This is a genomic window from Pantoea sp. CTOTU50773 (assembly GCF_032082325.1).
In the GTDB taxonomy this organism is placed as follows: domain Bacteria; phylum Pseudomonadota; class Gammaproteobacteria; order Enterobacterales; family Enterobacteriaceae; genus Pantoea; species Pantoea communis.
In genome coordinates this window covers 1-20718 of sequence record NZ_DAMDQC010000050.1, presented here as the reverse complement: position 1 = coordinate 20718, position 20718 = coordinate 1, and the positions used below count along the sequence as shown (strand labels likewise).

Sequence of the window (20718 nt, the reverse complement as noted above, 5' to 3'; positions counted from 1 at the left end):
AGTAACCTCAGTTCAGGCGAATAAATTCAATGCGATCAAATACGGCTTTAGCGAAATCTTCCGCTGCCGAACGCGCATTCTTTAAGGCTTCGGTGCTGCCCACATAGGTCGATGGGTTCGCAGAGATCACCGTATCAAACGACTCTCCACAGCGCTCAAAGCCGTCCAGGCGCGGTAAAGCAGCATCCAGCATGTCGCCGCCAAAGATCTCTTTCGCCAGGCTGTGACAAAGCTTGTGGTCCGCTTTATTCGATAGCTTGGACATAAAGCCGATGTTGCCTTGCAAGCGGCAGGATGCGCCTGATTCCTCAATGATGCCAATCAGTTCCGGCAGGCGCGTCAAATACTTCAACGTCGAGTGGAAATCAACTTGTGCTGGTGGAACTGGCGTCATCAGTAAATCAGATGCGGCGATGGCGTTCTTCAGGAAGGCATCCAGATGTGGGCCACTGTCGATGAAAATGAAGTCATAGTCTTTCTTCAGTTTTGCTACGACGTTGTCATACAGAACCGCATGCACATTCTGCGTAGGCAGATGCTCAGCACACAGTTCTTCCCAACGTGATGCAATGAAGGCGTCGTCAATGGAGGCCGGCAGTACGTCGACACCAGGAATAATCGATGGCACGATGAATTCATTAAGCAACTCTTCGCGGCCCACGTTTTGCAGCATCGCTTGCGCAGCTGTGGCTTCTACCAGTCCGACCGAACGCTCATGATTGAGGAACATGGTGGCAGAGGATTGCGGATCGAGGTCGATAACTAGAATGCGCAGATCTTCATACAACAGATGTGGGTGCGCACGTAGCGCATGGGCCAGTGAGACCGTTGAGACGGTTTTCGATACGCCACCTTTGAGATTACCAACAAACAGCGTGAATGCCTCTGCGTGACGATCGCGATACTTTGGCACGCCGCGATGATGGTAGATATCAATGATGTTTTGGATGGACATTGCGTACTTGGTAGAGCTGCCCGCCGCGCGTTTATCGAATGGATAGCCGTTCTCTTCCATTTCATTTACGGCGTAATCAACGCTCGCACGCGTTAATTTAGGGAGTTTGGCTAACGCCGCTTTGGCGTAAACCTGATAAAAAGTGTTTTCCTGCAACTCTTCTTTCTGCGCCTGAATCTGTTCCGTCAGGCTCATTAGCATTTTTTCTGAACGTTGTGCGACTTTCAGAACTTGCTTCTCATCGTTAGCCATACTTGCTCCACACATGTAGGATTTATGACTTTATACCGAAATCCTGCACATGAGGCAAATCTATCTCATCTAATGCGAAACATTTAGCGCTGTGAAAATACCTTGAGTAAGAGCGTGTTAGTGCAAACATTCACTGTAATCAGCGGAGATGTTTTAATCAGGGCGGAATAATGGATTAAATTGTGAGCAACGCCTCATTCGCGTATTTGCTCCAGCATTCACTGTAATCAGTAATTTGATCGTCCGTTGCACGAGAGTTGCGGGCAAGGTGATATGGCTGAAATCACAGCCTGCATTCACTATATTCGGCATAAGATTCACTGTAATCAGTAAACGTTCACTGTAAGTGGCAATAGGTTCACTGTAATCAGTAAACAACTGCGTTACGTTCACTGTAATCAGTGATATTGATTTTCACGATGAGCAGTTGAAAGCCAGGGCTCTCCATGACGAAATCGGCTGCAGGCGTTTTCGGTTAGTAGAGACAGCTTAGTCCTAATATAAACATTCACTATAATCAGTAGACTGCATGTGGGGAGCATTGATTTAATCCGAGTGTTCACTGTAATCAGTAATCAACAGCTCGTATGGCTAGCTGGCATTCACTGTAATCAGCAATTTGTCTAAGCCACATTCAGACGTTCACTGTAATCAGTAACCCAAATCGTTCTCTCAGCGTAGCGTTCACTATAATCAGCAATTTTGTCTTAAATGGATTCGCCATAATCGGCGGAAAGGGTAGGGCGTACGTGAGAACGTTCACTGTAATCAGTAAAGGAGTCAGGAGTCAGGAGTCAGGAGTCAGGAGTCAGGGATGTGAATACGGGCTAAAATGACTGTCAACATTCACTGTAATCAGTAACCCAATTTGCGTTTTCAGTTGTGATTCGTGGTTCGCGAATGCGGGTTTGTTGTGAGTGAGTGAGTGAGTGAGTGAGTGAGTGAGTGAGTGAGTGAGTGAAGCTAAATCATCGGTGGCTTATGGCTGCCTGTACGTGAGTGAAAACGGGTAGATGCTCAGCGTTGAGCCATTGCAAGTGCGGGATAGCGGGTAAGCTATAACTGGCGGGTCCTGACCGGTTCACCATGCTCTACTGGCGATATTGAAGATAAGCAATGGCCAGAGAATGAACGACTGAAGAGGCATGCCCGGTGGGATATGACCGATGGCAAATGACCGATTAAAGAGAAGAGAGAAGAGAGAAGAGAGAAGAGAGAAGAGAGAAGAGAGAAGAGAGAAGAGAGAAGAGCATTTTAGCTGCTCTTTCTGGTGAAGTGTCCGTTTTAACCGGTGGCTATTACATGCACCCATTGCCGGATCAACCAGAAACGGAATGTTTGTCTTTGAACTCCAACGTTCACTGTAATCAGCAAAACAGGTGAAGACCGTTTTTTCCTACCTCCCGAATCCCTGGTTGTAACATTCACTGTAATCAGTAATTGCTCCTCGCTGGCAAAGTTATTTACGTTCACTGTAATCAGTAAAGCGATCTTCTGTGGCCACAACGATCAGGTATAAAAATGTTTCGGAGGAGGGAAGGGCTGCAGAGCATTCACTGTGATCAGTGACAGCGTGACGCGCACGATTGAGGCCTTAAATCCATTCCCGACCGCACTGGCATAACGTTCACTGCAATCTGCAATAAAGGGAAAAATTCACTGTAATCAGTGAAGGTGACCAACCCTGTCACTTTTACTGTTTATTTGTACAGACAATAAGCTGATTACAATGAATGAATGCCAACAATTAAATATTACCTATAATATTCAAACACTTAGATTTAATCATTCACTATAATCTGTTTTCACTACATCACCACCATTCACTGTAATCAGCAACCAAATACGCTATGGCTGATGTTCACTGTAATCAGCAAACCCGCTGCAAAAGAGGGCGCTCGAGTGTTGAAAACCCACCTAGTAAGTACTCACTATCACAATTAAACCCAATGATTCGTCGATTTTGATAACTCTGCAGGAGGATGTAAGACTAACGTGTCGCTGAATACTGTTTACAGTGAACGTTACTGATTACAGTGAACGAATGAAGGGATGCTGATTACAGTGAACAGTGCGTAGAAGAAGTGTGTCACTTTTGGCGATTAAGTGACACACTCAAGGGCAGGGAGCTGATTACAGTGAACGTGAAAAATCAGTCTTCAAACTCAATATCATCGAGGGAATCAATGCTCTCAAGATTGCTGATACCGTCCAGCTTCGGCGTTCTGCTATGGATAATAAAGAACACAGAACGTCCACGCTTCACCTCTGAATAGTCGAGGTAACCAATCTCCTTAAGCTGCTCCATCGCGCGTCGAACCACGTGGTTTTGCGTGGTCGTCTTAGAGCCTAAGTTTAAACGCATGCGCAGACGCGCCAGCGATATCGGTGCAGGATTGGTTGGCAAACTTTCCAGGTAGGTATATAACGCCTGAGCCGATTCCTTACGTTTGAGGCGTGAGATGGCTCGCAGCTGCAGCAGGACTTTATGGTCAAAGTTATACAGCTCAAACAGTTTGGGATCGGCCTGAATGCGCACCAGATCCTTTTCACGATCGTAATACGCCGACTGCACAAGGTGGGTATGATACGCTTTGCCATTACCTTCAAAGGACAACGTATTGGTTGCGATGCGTCGTAAAGAGGCATCTAAACGCTTACGTAAGGCCGCTGAAGAGTTTGCCGATGGGATCCCGCACATTTTCACGAAATCAATAAACGGCAGCGTCACGGTGTCGCCCTTTGAGGGATAACGCGAAAAAGACTGAATGATGCCAGCCCAGGTTTTGAAATCATTATCCATGTCCAGCCTTGCGCCAGTAATGGTAATCTTTTCATAGCCTTCCGCTTTAACTAACGAAAGGTTCTTGAGCTCTTTGGTGGCGTCCGTTGAAGCCATCGCGCCCGATTTCCCACGCGCAGTAGACTTTAGTGTCGGAACGAACAGACCCAGGCGCATCAACGCGACCGGTTGTACGGTGTTATTTTTATTAGGATGAAGCTGGATAACCTCACCGCTGTTTTTTGTCACCGACAGAAAAGGTTCTAGTAACGCTTTGTTTTCACTCTCTTTATCTGCCATAGCCTGAGATCTTCATTCTGTGGATGAAAAGGATCGATTTCTGATTACAGTGAACATTAACACTGTTTATAGTGAACATTCTACAGTCTATAGTGAATATTATGCTGATTGTAGTGAACGTTTTTCTGATTATAGTGAACGCGATCACCTTCTCAGGCCTTGTGGGGTGCGGCTTGCAGCGATCGGGGATCTCTTAGGATCTCTTTAAGATCTCTCTATGATCTTTCTTTAAGATCTATTCACTGTATAACTGCATAACCCTATGAAGAATCAGCTTCTAACATCAAAAACTGTCAGAATATGCAGGTCAGTAAGATTGATCCCACCAATGGCGAAAAAACATTAATTCTCTGTGAAGAAGATCCGCTTCTTTCATCAGAAGAGAACAACTTCCTCATTATTATTCATTTTTCATCAATCTTCACCGAGCGTAAGGTGAAACTCATATTCATCCCCTACAACTCATGACGAAGGCATCTTATGACTGACAACGTTATTTCACGTAACCCTACCACTGGCGAAATCATCGCATCATATCCATTGCAGAATGCCGCTGAACTCGAAGCTGCGTTGCAGACCAGCGCGGATGCTTTTGCACAATGGCGAGCCACCAGCATGGCACAGCGTGTCATCGTGTTACGCCAGTTAGCAGAACAGATCCGCCAGCGTCAGGATCAACTCGCTACCATGGCAACCCTGGAGATGGGTAAACCCATTACACAGGCTCGTGCTGAAGTCCTCAAATGTGCAAATCTCTGCGACTGGTATGCAGAACAGGGCCCAGCGATGCTGGCTGACAAGCCTACGCTGGTAGAAAATCAGCAAGCCTGGCAATCGTTTCGTCCATTAGGCGTGATTCTTGCGGTAATGCCGTGGAACTTTCCTTACTGGCAGGTGCTGCGCGGTGCAGTCAGCATGTTGCTGGCAGGCAACACGTATGTGCTCAAACACGCGCCAAGCGTAATGGGTGCAGCCAATCTGATGACAGAACTGTTTGACGCGACAGATCTGCCAAAAGGTGGCTTCACCGTGATTAACGTGGATAACGATGGCGTTTCGGCTGCAATTAAAGATCCGCGTATTGCGGCAGTTGCGGTGACAGGAAGTGTGCGGGCGGGCGGTGCTATTGCAGCACAAGCCGGTGCCGTATTGAAGAAAACGGTACTGGAGCTGGGTGGTGCAGATCCGTTTATCGTACTTGCAGATGCGGATCTGGATGCGGCAGTGGCTTCTGCGGTCACAGGACGCTACCAGAACACCGGACAGGTGTGCATGGCAGCCAAACGGTTCATCATTGAGGAAAGTGTCGCAGAAGCGTTTGAGACGCGTTTTAGCGCGGCTGTGCAGGCATTGAAAATTGGCGATCCGCTGAATGAAGAAACTTATATCGGACCGATGGCGCGTTATGATCTGCTTGATGAGTTAGACCAGCAGGTACAGCAGACCCTGAAACAAGGTGCGCGCCTGGTTATCGGTGGTCATAAGATCGATGGCGTTGGCAACTACTACGCACCAACGATCCTTGCTGATGTGACACCCGACATGATCGCCTTCCAGCAGGAGATCTTTGGCCCCGTGGCAGCGATTACCGTGGCACGCAATGCACAGCATGCTTTAGAGCTGGCGAATAACAGCGAATTTGGTTTGAGCGCTACCGTGTGGAGCGGTAATGAAGCGATAGCCAATGAGCTGGCAGAGAAACTGGAAACCGGCGCCGTGTTCATCAATGGCAACGGTGCTTCCGATCCCCGCGTGGCGATTGGTGGTGTGAAGAAGAGCGGCTATGGTCGTGAACTTTCCAGTTTTGGCGTTCACGAATTCTGTAATATCCAGACCGTCTGGAAAAACCGTCGTTAAGACTTTCAGGGCGTGCACTGCACGCCCTTATTCCTCGCTCTATCTCCTGCCTTACTGTTAATCCTCGGTTAAAATTGTTGTGGAGTAGCTCAAAGAATCCGCTAATGGTATTACAAAGGTATTGTTAGTGGTGTTAGATTGGCCTCACCTACACCGGGGAGTCCTATTTTAATGAAAACAACAATCCCAAAATTATCCTTCATGATGTTTCTCGAGTGGTTTATCTGGGGGGCATGGTTTGTGCCGCTCTGGGCTTTCCTCAGCAAAAACGGCTTTTCGCCGGTTGAGATTGCCTGGTGCTATGCCTGTACTTCGATTGCCGCTATCCTGTCGCCGATCCTCGTTGGATCGTTGGCAGACCGCTTCTTCCAGGCACAGAAAGTGTTGTCGCTGCTGATGATCGTCGGTTCCATTCTGATGTATTTCGCGGCCCAGCAGACGCACTTCAGTGGTTTCTTCCCACTGCTGCTGTTGTATGCGCTCACTTACATGCCGACCATTGCGCTGACTAACAGTATTGCTTTCTCGCATGTCAAAGATGTCGAACGCGATTATCCACGCGTGCGGGTCATGGGCACTTTAGGCTGGATTGCGTCAGGCATTGCCTGTGGTTTCCTGCCGCCGCTGATGGGCTATGGCGACATTTCAGCCAGTAATGTGCCGCTGCTGATCACTGCTGCCAGTTCACTGGTGTTGGGGATCTTTTCGCTGATGCTGCCGGCAACCGAGCCGAAAAGCACCGGCAAATTCAGCCTGCGTGTGGCACTGGGTCTGGATGCGCTGCATCTCCTGAAAGATCGCAGTTTCCTTGTGTTCTTCGTCTGCTCATTCCTGTTCAGCATGCCGCTGGCTTTTTACTACATCTTTGCCGAAGGCTACCTGACGGAGGTGGGCCTGCCGCACGCCACCGGTTGGATGACGCTGGGTCAGGTATCGGAGATCTTCTTCCTGCTGGCACTGCCGTTCTTTATCAAGCGCTTTGGCATTGGCAAAGTGTTGCTGCTTGGCTTAACCACCGCAGCGCTGCGCTACATATTCTTCGTGTTCGGCGGCGATCAAAATGCCCTGACGATTGGCCTGTTGTTTATGGGCATCCTGCTGCACGGCGTCAGCTATGACTTCTACTTCATCACGGCTTACATCTACGTTGATAAAAAAGCACCGGTCGCGATGCGCAACGCAGCACAGGGCCTGATCACGCTCGCATGCCAGGGGATTGGCAGCTTGCTGGGCTATCGTCTCGGCGGATATTTGATGCAAGAGATGTTCGCTTACGACCAGCCTCGCAATGGCCAAACGTTCAACTGGGCGGGCATGTGGATGTTTGGCAGCGTGATGATCATCATTATCACCATCGCCTTCATCGTGCTGTTCCGCGATGGCAAAAAACGCAGTGAAGAATTAACTGCTTTCGAGCAATCAGCCACCGCTGATAGCCATAAATAAGAGATGTAATGATGACAATGACACTCCAGGAAAAACGGATTTTGGGCGCTTTCTATGGTCAGGCGCTGGGCGATGCGATGGGCATGCCATCGGAATTGTGGCCGCGCAGTCGCGTTAAGCAGCATTTTGGCTGGATTGATGGTTTTCTGCCGGGGCCTGCTGAAAACAATGCCGCCTGTTATTTTGGCCGCGCGGCATTTACTGACGACACTTCGATGGCGCTGGCTTTGGCAGATGCGATAGTCACGCATGATGGCGATATCAACGCGGAGACCATTGGTGCCAATATCCTGCACTGGGCAGAGGAGTTTGATGCCTTCAACAAAAACGTATTGGGACCCACATCCAAAATAGCCCTGAATGCACTGAAAACGGGAACGCCAGTGGCGCAGCTGGAGAACAACGGCATGACCAATGGCGCGGCGATGCGCGTTTCACCGCTTGGTTGTCTGTTGCCAGCCAAAGATCTGGATGCCTTTATTGACGCTGTCGCACTGGCATCCAGTCCTACGCATAAATCTGATGTCGCCATCGCGGGGGCAACGGTGATTGCCTGGGCAGTGTCACGTGCCATTGACGGCGCAAGCTGGGCATACATCCGCGATGAGCTGCCTGCGATTGCGCGCGCTGCGCAGGAAAAACGCGTCACGACCTTTAGCGCGTCCATGGCCGCGCGTGTTGAGCTGGCGTTGAGCGTTGTGGCGCAGGGCAGAGGTGTGGAGTCAATGATGCAGCAGATTTATGATTTGGTGGGGACCGGGACCGCCACTATCGAATCGGTTCCAGCTGCTATTGCAATGGTTGAACTGGCCAACACCGATCCGAATCGCTGCGCTATTCTTTGTGCCAATCTGGGGGGCGATACCGATACCATCGGCGCGATGGCGGTGGCCATTTGCGGAGCGCTACATGGCATTGATGGGATTGATTCACAGCTAAAAGCCGAACTGGATGCTGCCAACGCGCTGGATTTCACTCGCTATAGCAACGCATTCATGCGTTTCCGTCAGCAGCGTGAGGCCGTTTATGCTGACGCCTGATGACCTGAACCGGCTGGAAGGACGTCTGCCGGTGTGCGTGATTGGTGCCGCTGTGGTGGACGTGATTGCCGATGCCTATTCGTTACCGCATCGGGGAAGTGATATTGAACTCCACCAGCAGGGCGTCAACGTGGGCGGTTGTGCGTTGAATGTAGCGATCGCGTTGCATCGGTTGGGCATTCCATCCATCAACGCGCTGCCGCTGGGTAACGGCATTTGGGCCAGTATTGTGCGGCAGAAGCTGATGGAATATGGCCTTCAAAGCGTGCTGGAAACCAGTAAAGGAGACAACGGCTGGTGTCTGGCACTGGTGGAGCCGGATGGTGAGCGCACGTTTCTGTCGGTTAGCGGTGTCGAAAATCTGTGGGATGCTGAACTGCTGCGCACATTGCCACAACCCCCACACCGTTGGATCTACCTGTCTGGCTATCAACTGACCAGCAAAAGCGGCGATGTGCTGATCGACTGGCTCGAACAGCAGGCGCATAACTATCAATTGCTGGTGGATTTCGGTCCGCGTTTGGCTGACATCGGGGAGCGTCAATTTGCCCGTATTATGGCGCTAAAACCACTGATTACAGTGAACAGACAGGAAGCAGAGTTACTGTGGCTGGAGCGTTTGAACCAGCATCAAGCCTTTGATGCCCGTCAGTTAATGGCTCAATGGCAACAACACTTTGGCGCTGCGTTGGTGGTGCGTCTAGACAGTGATGGCGCAGGTTATATCGATGCAGAGTCGCAGGGTTGGATCCCTGCTCTGGCAACGCAAGTAGTCGATACGATTGGCGCCGGTGACAGCCATGCGGGGGGAGTGTTAGCCGGGCTCGCGTCAGGTTGGTCGCTGGCGGAAAGTGTGGCATTGGGTAATGCCGTGGCGTCTTATGTGGTGTCACAACGCGGTGGTGATTGTGCACCCGATCGCGCCACGCTGCAGAGCTATTGGCAGCAAAGACTTACTCAGCAATAAACACGTACATGTCGCTGCGGCAGTAGCTGATGCTGTACTCCAGAGGATTGCCTTGCGCGTCAAGTGCCAGCTGTTTAATCACTAACACAGGGACATTGGCGGGCAGGGCAATCTGCTGCTGGAGCGCTTCATCAGGCATGCGGGCACTCACTCTGCTTTGGGACTTAACCGGCAAAATCTGTTGCTTGTTAAAGTAATCATACAAAGAAATTCCAATGTCATCGGCATCTGCAATAAAGTGTGCCGGCACCCAGGATTCTTCAACTGACACCGCTTGCTGATCGACATAACGAATACGCTTCAGCAAGTAGACTTCGCCACCTTTGCTTAATCCCAGTTTTTCACCGATTTCCGCACTGCACTGAATTTTGCTCTTATTAATCCACACCGTATCAGGCTTTTTACCGCGTAAAACCGCCTGCTGCGACAAACCTTTGGGCTCTTTCAGCGAATACTCAAACTGGCTGCAAATCTGTGTGCCGTAACCGCGCGAACGAAACACCACCCCCTCTTTTTCCAGCTCATCCATCGCTTTACGCACCGTAATACGCGAGATGCTGAGCGACTGGCTGAATTCTCGCTCACCGGGCAGGATCTCTTCATGCACCAGGATGCCATCACGCACCGCCTCTTTGATGGCGGCGGCAAAGCGCTTGTACAACGGCGTACGGCTCTCTTCAGTCAGTGTGGTGGTAAGCCGCGAAAACAGCGGATTCTGTTCAGTCATAGCGGGCTGAGCACTCAATTGGGTTAGCCAGGGGTGAGATATGATACTGAATTTTCACCGTTCGCGTAGCGACTTTAACCACATGTTATTGCGGTTATTAGCGCTTAGATTCAACCAATCCTTTCGCTTGTAATTTGACCTAACCCGTAACGAAGACTATAGTCACGCTTACGGATATTTTAAGGCAAGGAGGGGTAAATGGGCATTTACCTGACGCCAGAATTTCAGGAAGAGAGATGTAATGCACGCATCAATGATAAAATTTTGTGTAAAGCTGCAAAGTCGATTTTTGCGGGATTACATGGAGACCCATTAGGACGTTACACGTTCAAAAAACGACTCGGGTTGCCTGGTGTGGGGGCATCTGACGGCGCGCGTAGCATTGTTTTCTTCAATTATGGCAACAACATTTATTTCTTTGATATGTACTTGAAAAGTCAGCTATCAAAGAAGAAAGGCAAAGAACTTTAAGATGATGAAATTGATGCTTATTGCCGTATCGCTCGGGATTTTATTGCGATGTCAGATGAGAAGGTCCGGGAGTTGATTAAGTTAAAAGAACTAATCGAGGTAACTTGTGATGACTGAACGCTTAAAGAAAATCCACGATATGGCGCAGCGCTATAACCAATTGGGCGTTGTTCAGGGCGAGACGGTTGCGGAAATCAGTGCGGCGATCGAAGCTCGTAATATCCCTCCAGTACGCGCTATGTCTGGGATTGAGATTAAAGCGGTACGCTTAAGATGGAAGATGTCGCAGGCGGCGCTGGCAATGACTACAGGCATGTCAGTTGAGAGTGTTTCAAAGTGGGAACGTAACGAGAGTAAACCCAATAAAGCGGCTTTGCGTATCCTCAACACCATTGAAGACAAAGGCCCAGCGGTTTTCATTCTATAAAACATAAAAGCCCTGTTGGGCTTTTATGCATCAAACAACCTATCACCGCTCATCAAACGGCACGCCGCCTTTAGATTTATGATGCTTAGGCGTTTCAATGATTGAGACCGTCACCGAATTGGCATCAATCTCAAACGAGTCCGCGACTGCGGCAGTCACCGCTTTCAGCAACTTCTTCTTCTAATCAACCGTGCGGCCTTCCGCAGCATAGACAACGATTTCTGGCATTTCCGTTTCTCCTTGAGGGTTCAGATTCGGTTTCAGCATAACCCAGTCATGCCCGAGCATGCAGTGTCAATTTGTCATAAACACCCGCGCAAACCGTTTATCCCCGCAGGCGATCTGTGTTTAAATGTGTATTGTTATGTTATAACATAATTTCTCTGGGATTTTTGTAGCGGTATTTTTCGGAAACCATAATGAAATCAATGAAAAAATTGCTGATCGCCACGGCGCTCGGCCTGGCTTCGTGCGCCTCATTCGCGGCGCAGCATCAGGAAAACACGGTGCGCATTGCCGCTCCGTTTGAAATTAAAGGTGCCGATCCGGCGCTTTCCGGTGACATCCTTCTGCGCATGGATGTGGTGGAAACGCTGGTGGAAGTGAACCAACGCGGTGAACCGATCCCGGCTTTGGCGAAGAGTTGGCAGGTCTCGGAAAACGGTTTGCGCTGGCAATTACAGCTGCGCGATAACGTGCATTTCCATGATGGTTCGCCACTGGATGCGGCAGCGGTAGTGAAATCACTCAATACTGCGCGGAGTAAAGCGGGATTACTGGATAAAACACCGATCACTGAGATCAGCGGAGAAGGGCAGGTGGTGACCATCACGCTGCGCGAGCCTTTCACACCTCTGCTTTCCGTCCTGGCGGAAAGTCGCTCGCAAATTCTGGCGTTATCCAGCTGGGATGCACAGGGCAACATCACGCGCATCATCGGCTCCGGGCCGTTTATGCTGACCGCCTTTCAGCCGCCGCAGTCGTTAGCGGTAAAACGCTTTGAAGGTTACTGGGGAGAAAAACCATACATCGCCGCAGCCAGCTATCTCTCTTCTGGCCGGGCAGAGACCCGCGCGCTATTAGCAGAAAGCGGTGATGCGGATTATGTGTTCAATCTGGATGCCGCCAGCCGTCAGCGTCTGGCACACAAACCTGCGCTGCAACTTCCCGCAATCCCCGTGCCGCGCACGCTTATGCTGAAGCTCAATCTGGGCGATCCGCTGTTAGCGGAACAGCCGGTGCGTGAAGCGATCAGCATGGCCATTGATCGCAATGCGTTAGCGATGGCGGTGTTGCGCTATCCGGGTGCTGCCAGCCAGTTGTTCCCGCCGAACATGGGCGAGTGGCACAATGCGGCGCTGCCTCCACTCTCCTATCAGCCCGATTCGGCGGTCACGCTGTTGCAGAAAGCCGGCTGGCAACCGGGATCAGATGGTGTGCTGACCCGCAACGGCCAGCGATTCAGCCTGACGCTGCTGACCTTCCCGGATCGCCCTGAACTGCCGTTGATGGCGATGGTTATCCAGCAGCAACTGCGTAAAATCGGTATTGAAGTGAAGATTAACTCAACCAATGCCAGTGAAATTCCTGCCCAGCACCACAGCGGGAGACTGCAACTGGCGCTGTTCTCACGCAACTTTGCACTCACGCCCGATCCAACCGGCACCTTATTGCAGGATTATGCCGAGAAAGGTGGCGACTGGGGGGCGATGAACTGGCATCCGACAGGATTCAGTGGCGCACTGCATACCCTGACGCAATCCACCGATGCCTCCGCGCGTGCCAAAGCTCGAACACTCATCACTTCGGCACTGCAACAGGATCTCCCGATGATTCCAATCGCCTGGTATCAACAATCTGCAGCGATCAACAGTAAGTTGCAAAACGTCGCGCTCGATCCGTTTGAGCGTCACTTCGGCCTGCGCCAACTGCGTTGGGAGCCGTGATGATCAACCAACTTTGCTGGCGGCTGATGCAGGCATTTTTTGTCGTGCTCTCGGTGGGATTACTCACCTGGTTTTTGGTCCGGTCGCTGCCGGGCGATATGGCGTGGCGCATTGCCAGCGGTCGTTACGGCTATGATCGGGTTGATGCGGATGCCGTCGCGCGCGTGCAGCAGGAGTTAAGTGGCGCAGCCGATCAAGGCAGCGCCTTACTGCACTGGCTGTTCGATCTGCTGCAATTCAACTTTGGTCGCTCGCTGGTTTCCGGCGAACCGGTGATGGATGAACTGCGTTGGCAACTGAGTCAGACGCTGGCGTTAGCCGGTGTTTCATTGCTACTGGCAATCATTATCACGCTGCCGTTGGGTATCTGGGCCGGTTGCCATGCCAATGGCAAACTGGATCGGCTGCTGTTTTGGCTGACATCGATGCTTAAGTCTGTGCCGCATTTTGCACTGGGTATGCTGCTGATCGTGCTGTTCGCGCTGCAACTCGACTGGCTGCCGAGTGCGGGACACGGTGAGCTGCGTCATTTCCTGTTACCCGCTTTGACGCTGGCCTTGTCGCTAAGCGCGGTGGGCGTGCGTGTGGTGCGCGAAGCCACCTGGCAGGTAGTGAACGCGGGTTATTACCAATGGGGGGAGCAAAAAGGTCTGGCGACCGTCACTTTGCTGCGTTGTCATGGTTTACGCAATCTGGGAACACCGGTACTCACCTGGTTCGGCATGCAGTTTGTCTGGCTGGTGGAAGGCGTGGTGGTAGTGGAAACGTTGTTTGCCTGGCCGGGCATTGGGCATGCGTTGGTTCATGCCATTTTCGCCCGCGATGTGCCAGTAATTCAGGCCAGTGCCATGACGCTCGGCCTGCTGTTTGTCCTGCTGAATATGCTGGTAGATGCAGGTTGCCATCTGCTTGATCCGCGAGGGACGCGCCCATGAAATTAACTTCACGTCATGTCGGTTTACTGCTGCTAGCTCTGCTACTGAGCTACGCCTTTTTACTGCCTCTGTTTCATCATGGTGATCCTCTGCAACAAGAACTGCTCAACATATTGCAGCCGCCCAGCCAGGCCAATCTGTTAGGTTTTGATCACCTGGGACGTGACATGCTGCCGCGCCTGAGTGCGGCGCTGCGCCTGTCACTGGGTCTGGCTGCACTGTGTGTGATCAGTGCGATGCTGGTCGGTGTGCTGGCTGGCGTACTCAGCGCGCTTTATGGTGGAGTGCTCGACCGTGTGGTCAGCATGCTGGGGGATATGTGCCTCGCGCTGCCCGGCCTGCTGCTGGTGCTGTTACTGGCGGCGATTGCCCCGGACTCACCGGAGATGCTGTGGTTAGGCATTTCGATGGTGCTGTGGGTGGAATTCTTCCGTGTGACACGCGCCACCTTACGTCCGATTGTGCATTCGCCGGGTATGCAGGCGTCGAAACTGCTGGGTTTTAACGCGATCTACCGCTTTCATCGTCACCTTTGGCCGGCACTCGCACCTGTACTGCTTACCGTTGCACTGTTCTCGTTTAGCAGCGCCATCATGGCGGTATCGGCACTAGGATTTATCAGCGTCGGTGTCCGTCCACCGACACCGGAATTGGGCTTGATGATGACCGAACTGCTGCCCTTTGCCTGGGAAGCCCCCTGGTTGCTGCTACAGCCTGTGGTCGCACTGTTTTTATTGCTGATTAGCCTTAACCTGATGATGAATAAGGAGCGTGCATGAAAGGATTACAGGCCATCGGCATAACCATCGCAACAGCAGAAGCCACGCTGGTGGAGCCGGTTGATTTCCACTTGCAACCTGGCCAACCGCTCACTTTATTGGGTGAGACTGGCTCCGGAAAAAGCCTGTTGGCGCAGGCGGTAATGGGAATTTTGCCGGAGACACTTCAGGCCAGCGGAACCCTGATCATCAACGGTCAACGCTATCAGTTACCGCAGGATCGTGATGCGTTACGCAGCTTGTGGGGAAGGACTATGGCCTCGCTGCCACAAGAACCCTGGCTGGCGCTCGATCCCACCATGGCGATTCAGCAGCAGGTCGCGGAAGGCTATCAATATATCCGAGGGTATTCCGCGCCGCGAAGCATGGCGGCTGCGCAGGATGACCTTGCGCAACTGGGTTTACAGGCAGCGGCACAAAAATTCCCGTGGCAACTGTCCGGTGGCATGGCGCAGCGCGCGGCATTTGCGGCGGCGCGCGCGGGCGGTGCGGAGATTTTGATAGCAGATGAACCGACTAAGGGTTTGGATGTGTCCCGACGCGATGACGTTGCTGCTTTGCTGGGTCGTGAAGTGGCTGAAGGTGGGACTTTAATGACCATCACGCACGATATTGCGCTGGCGCGTCAGTTGGGCGGAGACGTTATCGTCATGCATAAGGGCAAAGTGATCGAGCAAGGCGCAGCGCAGCAAGTGTTATACACCCCGCAGCAGGGTTATACGCGTGAATTGCTGGCCGCCGATCCCGTTGCCTGGCCGCAACGGCAAAGCACGGTGATCCGCAGCAAACCCGTGGTAAGTGCGCAAGGATTAAAACTGCAGCGCGGCGGAAATACGTTGGGTGTACCAGAAAATTTCACCCTGCATGCTGGGGAAATTGTCGGCTTACATGGCGCCAGCGGCAGTGGAAAAAGCAGCTTTGGCGACGTATTGCTGGGATTACTCGCGCCACAGCAGGGCAGCATTACACGTCACGTCGCGGCGAGCGCGCTGAAGTATCAGAAGATCTATCAGGATCCCTCGGCATTGTTTCCCCCCACGCGCACACTGTCACAAAGCCTGGAGGAGGTGCTGCGTCGTCATCGCATTGAAAGGTCAAAACGCGACTCGCTAATGGAGCAATTAGCGTTAGATCCTTCATTACTCACGCGCTGCCCCGATTCGCTCTCGGGCGGCGAGTTACAGCGCTTCTCTCTGTTACGCGTCATGCTGCTTGAGCCGGTTTTCCTGTTCGCCGATGAGCCTACATCGCGACTCGATCCGCTGGTACAGCAGCAAACTCTGCAGCTGATAACGCAGATGGCGCGTCAGCTGCAGTGCGGCGTGCTGCTGGTGAGCCACGATCGCGAACTGCTGGAGAAGGGGACAGATCGCGTGATTGCGATGCAGGCGGCTTAACGTTCTGGCGGCTGGCTATCACCGACACCCAGTGAGCGCTGCATCACGACGGTGTCGAGCCAGCGGCCATGTTTGAATCCCACCGATTTCATCACACCGGTGTGCTCGAAGCCGAGCGCCCGGTGTAATCCCAGCGAACCCTGATTGGCGCTATCTCCCACGATGGCGATGATCTGGCGAAAGCCTGCTGCTTCTGCCAGCGCAATCGCTTTTTGCAATAACGCCCGCCCGACGCCACGCCCGGTCTGTTCATGATCGAGATAAATCGAATCTTCCAGCGTGAAGCGATAGGCATAGCGCGGTCGATAAGGTGCCAGATAACAATAACCCAATACCTGTTCATCCTCTTGCGCCACCAGCCAGAAGCCTCCGCGCTGCTGCACATCTTTGACGCGGTTGAGCATTTCGCTTTCGCTGGGCGGTTCGGTTTCAAAGGTGGCGGTGCCGTGGAGGACGTGCCACGCATAGATTTTCTGAATGGCAGCGGCGTGATGGGGTCGGGCGGGAATAATATCCATATGTTCCTGATAATCGGCTAGCGAAAAACACAGGATGCCACTGTGTCACGCGCCAATCATCGGGTTTGAACATAGGAAATTATTATGATTAATTTTGCTCCGACAGCTGCACTGCCATGGTATTCGCTTCCAGCGCTTCGAAGATGTGCGGTTCGTCGGCGGGGTAGCAGATGTAGTCACCGGGATGAAGTTCGACCGGGGCATCGGTAGGCCCAACAAGTGCGCGACCCTGCGCAATAATGATGTGTTCTACGGAACCGGGCGGATGCGGATGAGAGGCGCGCGGTGCGCCCGGCTGGCTGGTGATCAGATATAAATCACGACGTCCGCCCGGCGGACAGCTGGCCAGTAGCGCGGCCTGGTAATCCGCGAGTTCAGCCGACACCATCATGCCCTCACCACGACGGATCACCTGCAAACGCTTCACTTCCGGCTCCATCAGGCGGGCGAACGGAATATTGAGCGCCACGCACAGTGACCATAACGTCTCAATGCTGGGATTGCCATTGCCCGCTTCCAGTTGTGAAAGCGTGGATTTCGCAATGCCAGCGCGGCGGGCGACTTCGGTTAACGAGAGCCCGGCACGCTGGCGTTCGCGCACTAATCCAGCAGAGATAAGATCGATCGGTGGTGTCACAATTACTCCTGTTCTTTATATCGAACGTTTTGTTCATCTTGTAAAACAATTCGGGCGCGTTCATTATAACGGCTTTCCTGTTCGATATGAGATCAAATTGTGATGCGTCTGGGTGCAGTTCCGCTTGATCGCGGCGTATTAAAAGCGATTTTCCTGGTTTGTCTGGCCGACGGTATTGTCGGGCTCTCTTACGGTTCGCTGGCGGCGGCGGATGGTTTTCCACTGTGGGTGCCCATCGCGCTTTCGACGATGGTGCTGGCAGGCGCATCCGAGTTTCTGTTCATCGGCATTGTGGCCGGTGGTGGCAGCCCATTAACAGCAGCGGCGGCGGGTTTGCTGGTCAACGCGCGGCACTTGCCCTTTGGTATTGCAGTGAAAGGTCGGCCAGGGCGGACGCAGTTTGCTGGGTTGCCATATCATGAATGACGAAAGCGTGGTGTTTGGCATTTCGCAAAAGACGCTTTCCCAGCGACGCGCCGCATACTGGGTGTGTGGTTTAGGGATTTTTGCTATCTGGCCACTCAGTGTGGTGTGCGGCGCATTTATCGGGCGCTTCATTCCCGATGTCTCGGCGATTGGTCTCGATGCGGTTTTCCCTGCCATCTTGATCGCGCTGATATTTCCCGCTTTGCGTCAACGTCGCACGCGGATTCCGGCCACGCTCGGTACGGCATTGTCAGTACTCGCCACGCCGTTTGTTCCGGCGGGAATGCCAGTATTGTTTTCATTGTTGGGCTTATTAAGCTGGCGGGAGCGCAAAAATGCACAATAACCTCGTGATTGCCGGGATCGCGCTGCTCGCCGTCGGCACTTGTGTGATGCGCTTCGCGGGTTACCGACTAGGAAGCCGTATGCCGATGTCGGAATCGGTGCGCAATATGCTCTCGGATGCTGCTACGGTGCTGTTACTGGCGGTTGCCGTCACCACCGCACTATTTGAAGGCAGCCACTTCGCAGGTGTCGCGCGGATAGCGGGCGTGTTGTTTGCCGTGTTTCTCGCCTGGCGCCGTACGCCATTGATTTTAGTGATTGTTGGCGCGGCCGTGATGACGGCATTGCTGCGTTATTTTGGGGTGCCTTAAGCCAAAAAGAACAAACTTGCGGCAAGGGTTTTGCTACTGTGGGACTTCCGTATTCATCGCACAGAGAAGAATCCATGACACCGCGCTTAGCGCTTCCACATGAAGCCGCCAACTTGTGGCGTATTCGCAATCTCGCGATTCGCGATGGCTGCCAGTCAGTTTATCCGCCTGAAGTGATTGCCGCATGGACGCCTGACGCGTTGCCGTCAGGTTACTTTGAGGCGATTAAGGGCAATCCTTTCTACGTGATCGACGATCCTGAGTTGGGCGCTGCCGCTACGGGCTTTCTCGATCTCAAAAGCGGCAGTGTGGAAGCGATATTTACCCTGCCAGCGTGCAACGGCAAAGGCTATGCCAGCGCCATTATGAACGCGATTATCGCGGAAGCCCGCCAGCGCGGTTTTCGGCAGTTGACCCTGGCCGCAACACCCAATGCCAGCGGTTTCTATCTGCGCCATGGCTTTAGCACCGTGCGTGAAGCCTTGTATCCTTCCGCTCTGGCCAAAGCCGATCTCCCCTGCGTCGAAATGATACTGACACTATGATTGAGTAAGTGAAAACAACATGGACAGCGCCAAAATGGTGATTAACTGTGTGGCTTATCGCCACGGCAAACGTGAAGAGCATGTCGATGTCGCCGACATCAGCGAAGTACTCAAAGACGAAAGTGCGTTTATCTGGCTGGGTTTGAATCAGCCTGAACCGGCTTTTATGCAGACGTTGCAGGAAGAGTTTGGCCTGCATGAGCTAGCGATTGAGGATGCGCTGGTGGCCCATCAGCGCCCGAAGATTGAGCAATATGGTGAGTCGGTATTTATCGTGGTGAAAACGGCACATCTCGACGATCAGCAGCGCATCAGCTTTGGTGAAACCCACTTTTTCCTCGGTAAAAACTTCCTGATCACCGTCCGCCACGGTTCATCGGAGGGCTATGCGGCAATTCGCGCCAGGGCAGAAAAAAACCACACTATGTTGTGTCAGGGACCGGGTTACGCGTTTTACTGCATCCTCGATTTTATCGTTGACCACTACAGTAAAATCACCGAATCACTCAGTGAACGTATCGGTACGCTGGAAGAGGGCATGTTTACCACCCGCTTTGACAGCAAAACGCTGGAGGATGTCTATCATCTGCGGCGCGAACTGCTGGCGCTGCGCAATGCCGCGATGCCGGTGACTGAAATTTGCGCCCAGCTGGCGCGTTTTCACGAAGACATTATTCCGAAGAACCTGCGTGCCTACCTGCGTGACGTTCAGGATCATGCTCATCACGTGATGATCGATGCCGAGGATATGCGTGAAATGCTCACCAGCGCGATGCAGGTCAATCTGGCGCTGGTGTCGGTTCAGCAGAGCGAAGTGAATAAAAAGTTGGCGGGCTGGGGTGCGGTCTGATCGTCCCGACCATTGTCTTCAGTATGTACGGCATGAACTTCTCTGATATGCCCGAACTGAAAACCCACTTTGGTTATCCCGCGGTACTGGTGGTGACGCTGGCGATCTGTGGTGTGATGTGGTCACGACTGAAAAAAGCAGGCTGGTTGTAATCTTTTTATCAGATGACTTTATTATCACTGTGCTGATGATAGCGGCGCAGTGAATTAATATCTCCATCCACACATTTCCCTGAACGATTTAACTGCAACTGAGTGATTGAGCGGCCTGTCGCGCAAAACCTTCATCCAATTGCCACGGTTTTGTCATTTCGCTGTTTTTTTCATCATCATCTTTTCCTATAACAATGCCAGATTAAATACAACATATCCCACATTAACCACATGACCCGGTCTTGCTTCATTCGCCAACTGTTGCCACTATCGCTACATAGTGATGCCAGAAATGCAGGGTGTAACCATGGCGGTGGACCAGAATTTATTTAACTCGATGCCTGATGTTATTGGCGCGGCGCAGCAGATTCGTCGCGGTGATATCAGCAGTGAAAAGCTGGTGGGGAATTGCCTTCAGCAAATAAAATCCCACAATCCCACATTGAATGCCTTTGGTGATGTTTACGATGAGCAGGCGATGGAAGTGGCTAAAAGCTGCGATCGCGAACGTCAGTCGGGCAAGAGTCGGGGTCCATTGCACGGTGTGCCATTCGGCGTCAAAGATCTGTTCTCAACGGCTGGGTTGCGCACCACCAAAGGTTCACTCACCTCACTGGATAACGTACCAGAACATGACGCGCCGATTATTGAGC

18 protein-coding genes and 2 pseudogenes are annotated in these 20718 nt (G+C 52.2%); 15 read left to right on the top strand and 5 right to left on the bottom strand.

Annotated features, from left to right (window positions below):
- Positions 1-7: 7 nt before the first annotated feature.
- A complete protein-coding gene (locus RT340_RS10330; RefSeq protein WP_058960453.1) occupies positions 8-1207 on the bottom strand; it encodes an AAA family ATPase in 1200 nt (399 codons plus the stop codon).
- Positions 1208-3359: 2152 nt separating this feature from the next.
- The gene (locus RT340_RS10325) at positions 3360-4289 is read right to left on the bottom strand and encodes a RepB family plasmid replication initiator protein (protein WP_034822338.1); all 930 of its coding nucleotides are present in this window, start codon (positions 4287-4289) and stop codon (positions 3360-3362) included.
- A 480-nt stretch (positions 4290-4769) separates the two neighbouring features.
- On the opposite strand from RT340_RS10325, the gene RT340_RS10320 reads away from it, so the two are divergent.
- The 4 genes from RT340_RS10320 (at position 4770) to RT340_RS10305 (ending at position 9599) form a co-directional block, all read left to right on the top strand.
- Positions 4770-6146: an aldehyde dehydrogenase family protein gene (locus tag RT340_RS10320; protein WP_313375755.1), complete on the top strand. Its 1377-nt coding sequence runs from the start codon at positions 4770-4772 to the stop codon at positions 6144-6146.
- Between the two features lie 171 nt (positions 6147-6317).
- Positions 6318-7592 (top strand): nucleoside permease, encoded by a 1275-nt coding sequence (locus RT340_RS10315; protein WP_097117635.1) that lies wholly within the window; start codon positions 6318-6320, stop codon positions 7590-7592.
- A gap of 11 nt (positions 7593-7603) precedes the next feature.
- Positions 7604-8632: an ADP-ribosylglycohydrolase family protein gene (locus RT340_RS10310; protein WP_313375767.1), complete on the top strand. Its 1029-nt coding sequence runs from the start codon at positions 7604-7606 to the stop codon at positions 8630-8632.
- Positions 8619-9599 (top strand): PfkB family carbohydrate kinase, encoded by a 981-nt coding sequence (locus tag RT340_RS10305; protein ID WP_160834522.1) that lies wholly within the window; start codon positions 8619-8621, stop codon positions 9597-9599. The genes RT340_RS10310 and RT340_RS10305 overlap by 14 nt, the downstream gene beginning before the upstream one ends.
- Here the strand turns inward: RT340_RS10305 and RT340_RS10300 are convergent.
- Positions 9586-10326, bottom strand: coding sequence for a GntR family transcriptional regulator (locus RT340_RS10300; protein ID WP_313375752.1), 741 nt, complete (start codon positions 10324-10326; stop codon positions 9586-9588). The genes RT340_RS10305 and RT340_RS10300 overlap by 14 nt on opposite strands.
- Positions 10327-10524: 198 nt before the next feature.
- Here RT340_RS10300 and RT340_RS10295 point away from each other — a divergent pair, with 198 nt between their 5' ends.
- From RT340_RS10295 to RT340_RS10265, 6 genes are all read left to right on the top strand, one after another.
- Positions 10525-10797: a type II toxin-antitoxin system RelE/ParE family toxin gene (locus RT340_RS10295; RefSeq protein ID WP_313375750.1), complete on the top strand. Its 273-nt coding sequence runs from the start codon at positions 10525-10527 to the stop codon at positions 10795-10797.
- 109 nt (positions 10798-10906) lie between these two features.
- Positions 10907-11224: a helix-turn-helix domain-containing protein gene (locus RT340_RS10290; RefSeq protein ID WP_097117631.1), complete on the top strand. Its 318-nt coding sequence runs from the start codon at positions 10907-10909 to the stop codon at positions 11222-11224.
- A gap of 419 nt (positions 11225-11643) precedes the next feature.
- On the top strand, positions 11644-13170 hold the full coding sequence (locus RT340_RS10280) for an ABC transporter substrate-binding protein (protein WP_313375745.1): 1527 nt from the start codon (positions 11644-11646) through the stop codon (positions 13168-13170).
- Positions 13170-14105 (top strand): ABC transporter permease, encoded by a 936-nt coding sequence (locus RT340_RS10275; protein WP_313375743.1) that lies wholly within the window; start codon positions 13170-13172, stop codon positions 14103-14105. Before RT340_RS10280 ends, RT340_RS10275 begins: the two co-directional genes overlap by 1 nt.
- Positions 14102-14884: an ABC transporter permease gene (locus RT340_RS10270; protein WP_313375741.1), complete on the top strand. Its 783-nt coding sequence runs from the start codon at positions 14102-14104 to the stop codon at positions 14882-14884. The genes RT340_RS10275 and RT340_RS10270 overlap by 4 nt, the downstream gene beginning before the upstream one ends.
- Complete coding sequence (locus RT340_RS10265; protein WP_211728736.1) at positions 14881-16281, top strand: ABC transporter ATP-binding protein; 1401 nt, start codon at positions 14881-14883, stop codon at positions 16279-16281. The genes RT340_RS10270 and RT340_RS10265 overlap by 4 nt, the downstream gene beginning before the upstream one ends.
- Here the strand turns inward: RT340_RS10265 and RT340_RS10260 are convergent.
- Positions 16278-16799 carry a GNAT family N-acetyltransferase gene (locus RT340_RS10260; protein WP_160834529.1) on the bottom strand — a complete coding sequence of 174 codons (522 nt, stop codon included), beginning with the start codon at positions 16797-16799 and terminating at the stop codon, positions 16278-16280. The two genes, RT340_RS10265 and RT340_RS10260, sit on opposite strands and share 4 nt — an antisense overlap.
- Positions 16800-16887: 88 nt before the next feature.
- Positions 16888-17436 carry a helix-turn-helix domain-containing protein gene (locus RT340_RS10255; RefSeq protein WP_045831923.1) on the bottom strand — a complete coding sequence of 183 codons (549 nt, stop codon included), beginning with the start codon at positions 17434-17436 and terminating at the stop codon, positions 16888-16890.
- 102 nt (positions 17437-17538) lie between these two features.
- Here RT340_RS10255 and RT340_RS10250 point away from each other — a divergent pair.
- The 5 genes and pseudogenes from RT340_RS10250 to RT340_RS10230 all read left to right on the top strand — a co-directional run.
- Positions 17539-18208: pseudogene (locus tag RT340_RS10250) on the top strand (AzlC family ABC transporter permease).
- Complete coding sequence (locus RT340_RS10245) at positions 18198-18518, top strand: AzlD domain-containing protein (RefSeq protein ID WP_211728734.1); 321 nt, start codon at positions 18198-18200, stop codon at positions 18516-18518. Before RT340_RS10250 ends, RT340_RS10245 begins: the two are co-directional and overlap by 11 nt.
- 74 nt (positions 18519-18592) lie before the next feature.
- Positions 18593-19063, top strand: coding sequence for a GNAT family N-acetyltransferase (locus tag RT340_RS10240; protein ID WP_160866964.1), 471 nt, complete (start codon positions 18593-18595; stop codon positions 19061-19063).
- A 34-nt stretch (positions 19064-19097) separates the two neighbouring features.
- A pseudogene (gene corA, locus RT340_RS10235) lies at positions 19098-20065 on the top strand (magnesium/cobalt transporter CorA).
- A gap of 292 nt (positions 20066-20357) precedes the next feature.
- Positions 20358-20718 (top strand): amidase family protein (locus tag RT340_RS10230; protein WP_313375734.1); only part of this gene is annotated, 361 nt, incomplete at its 3' end.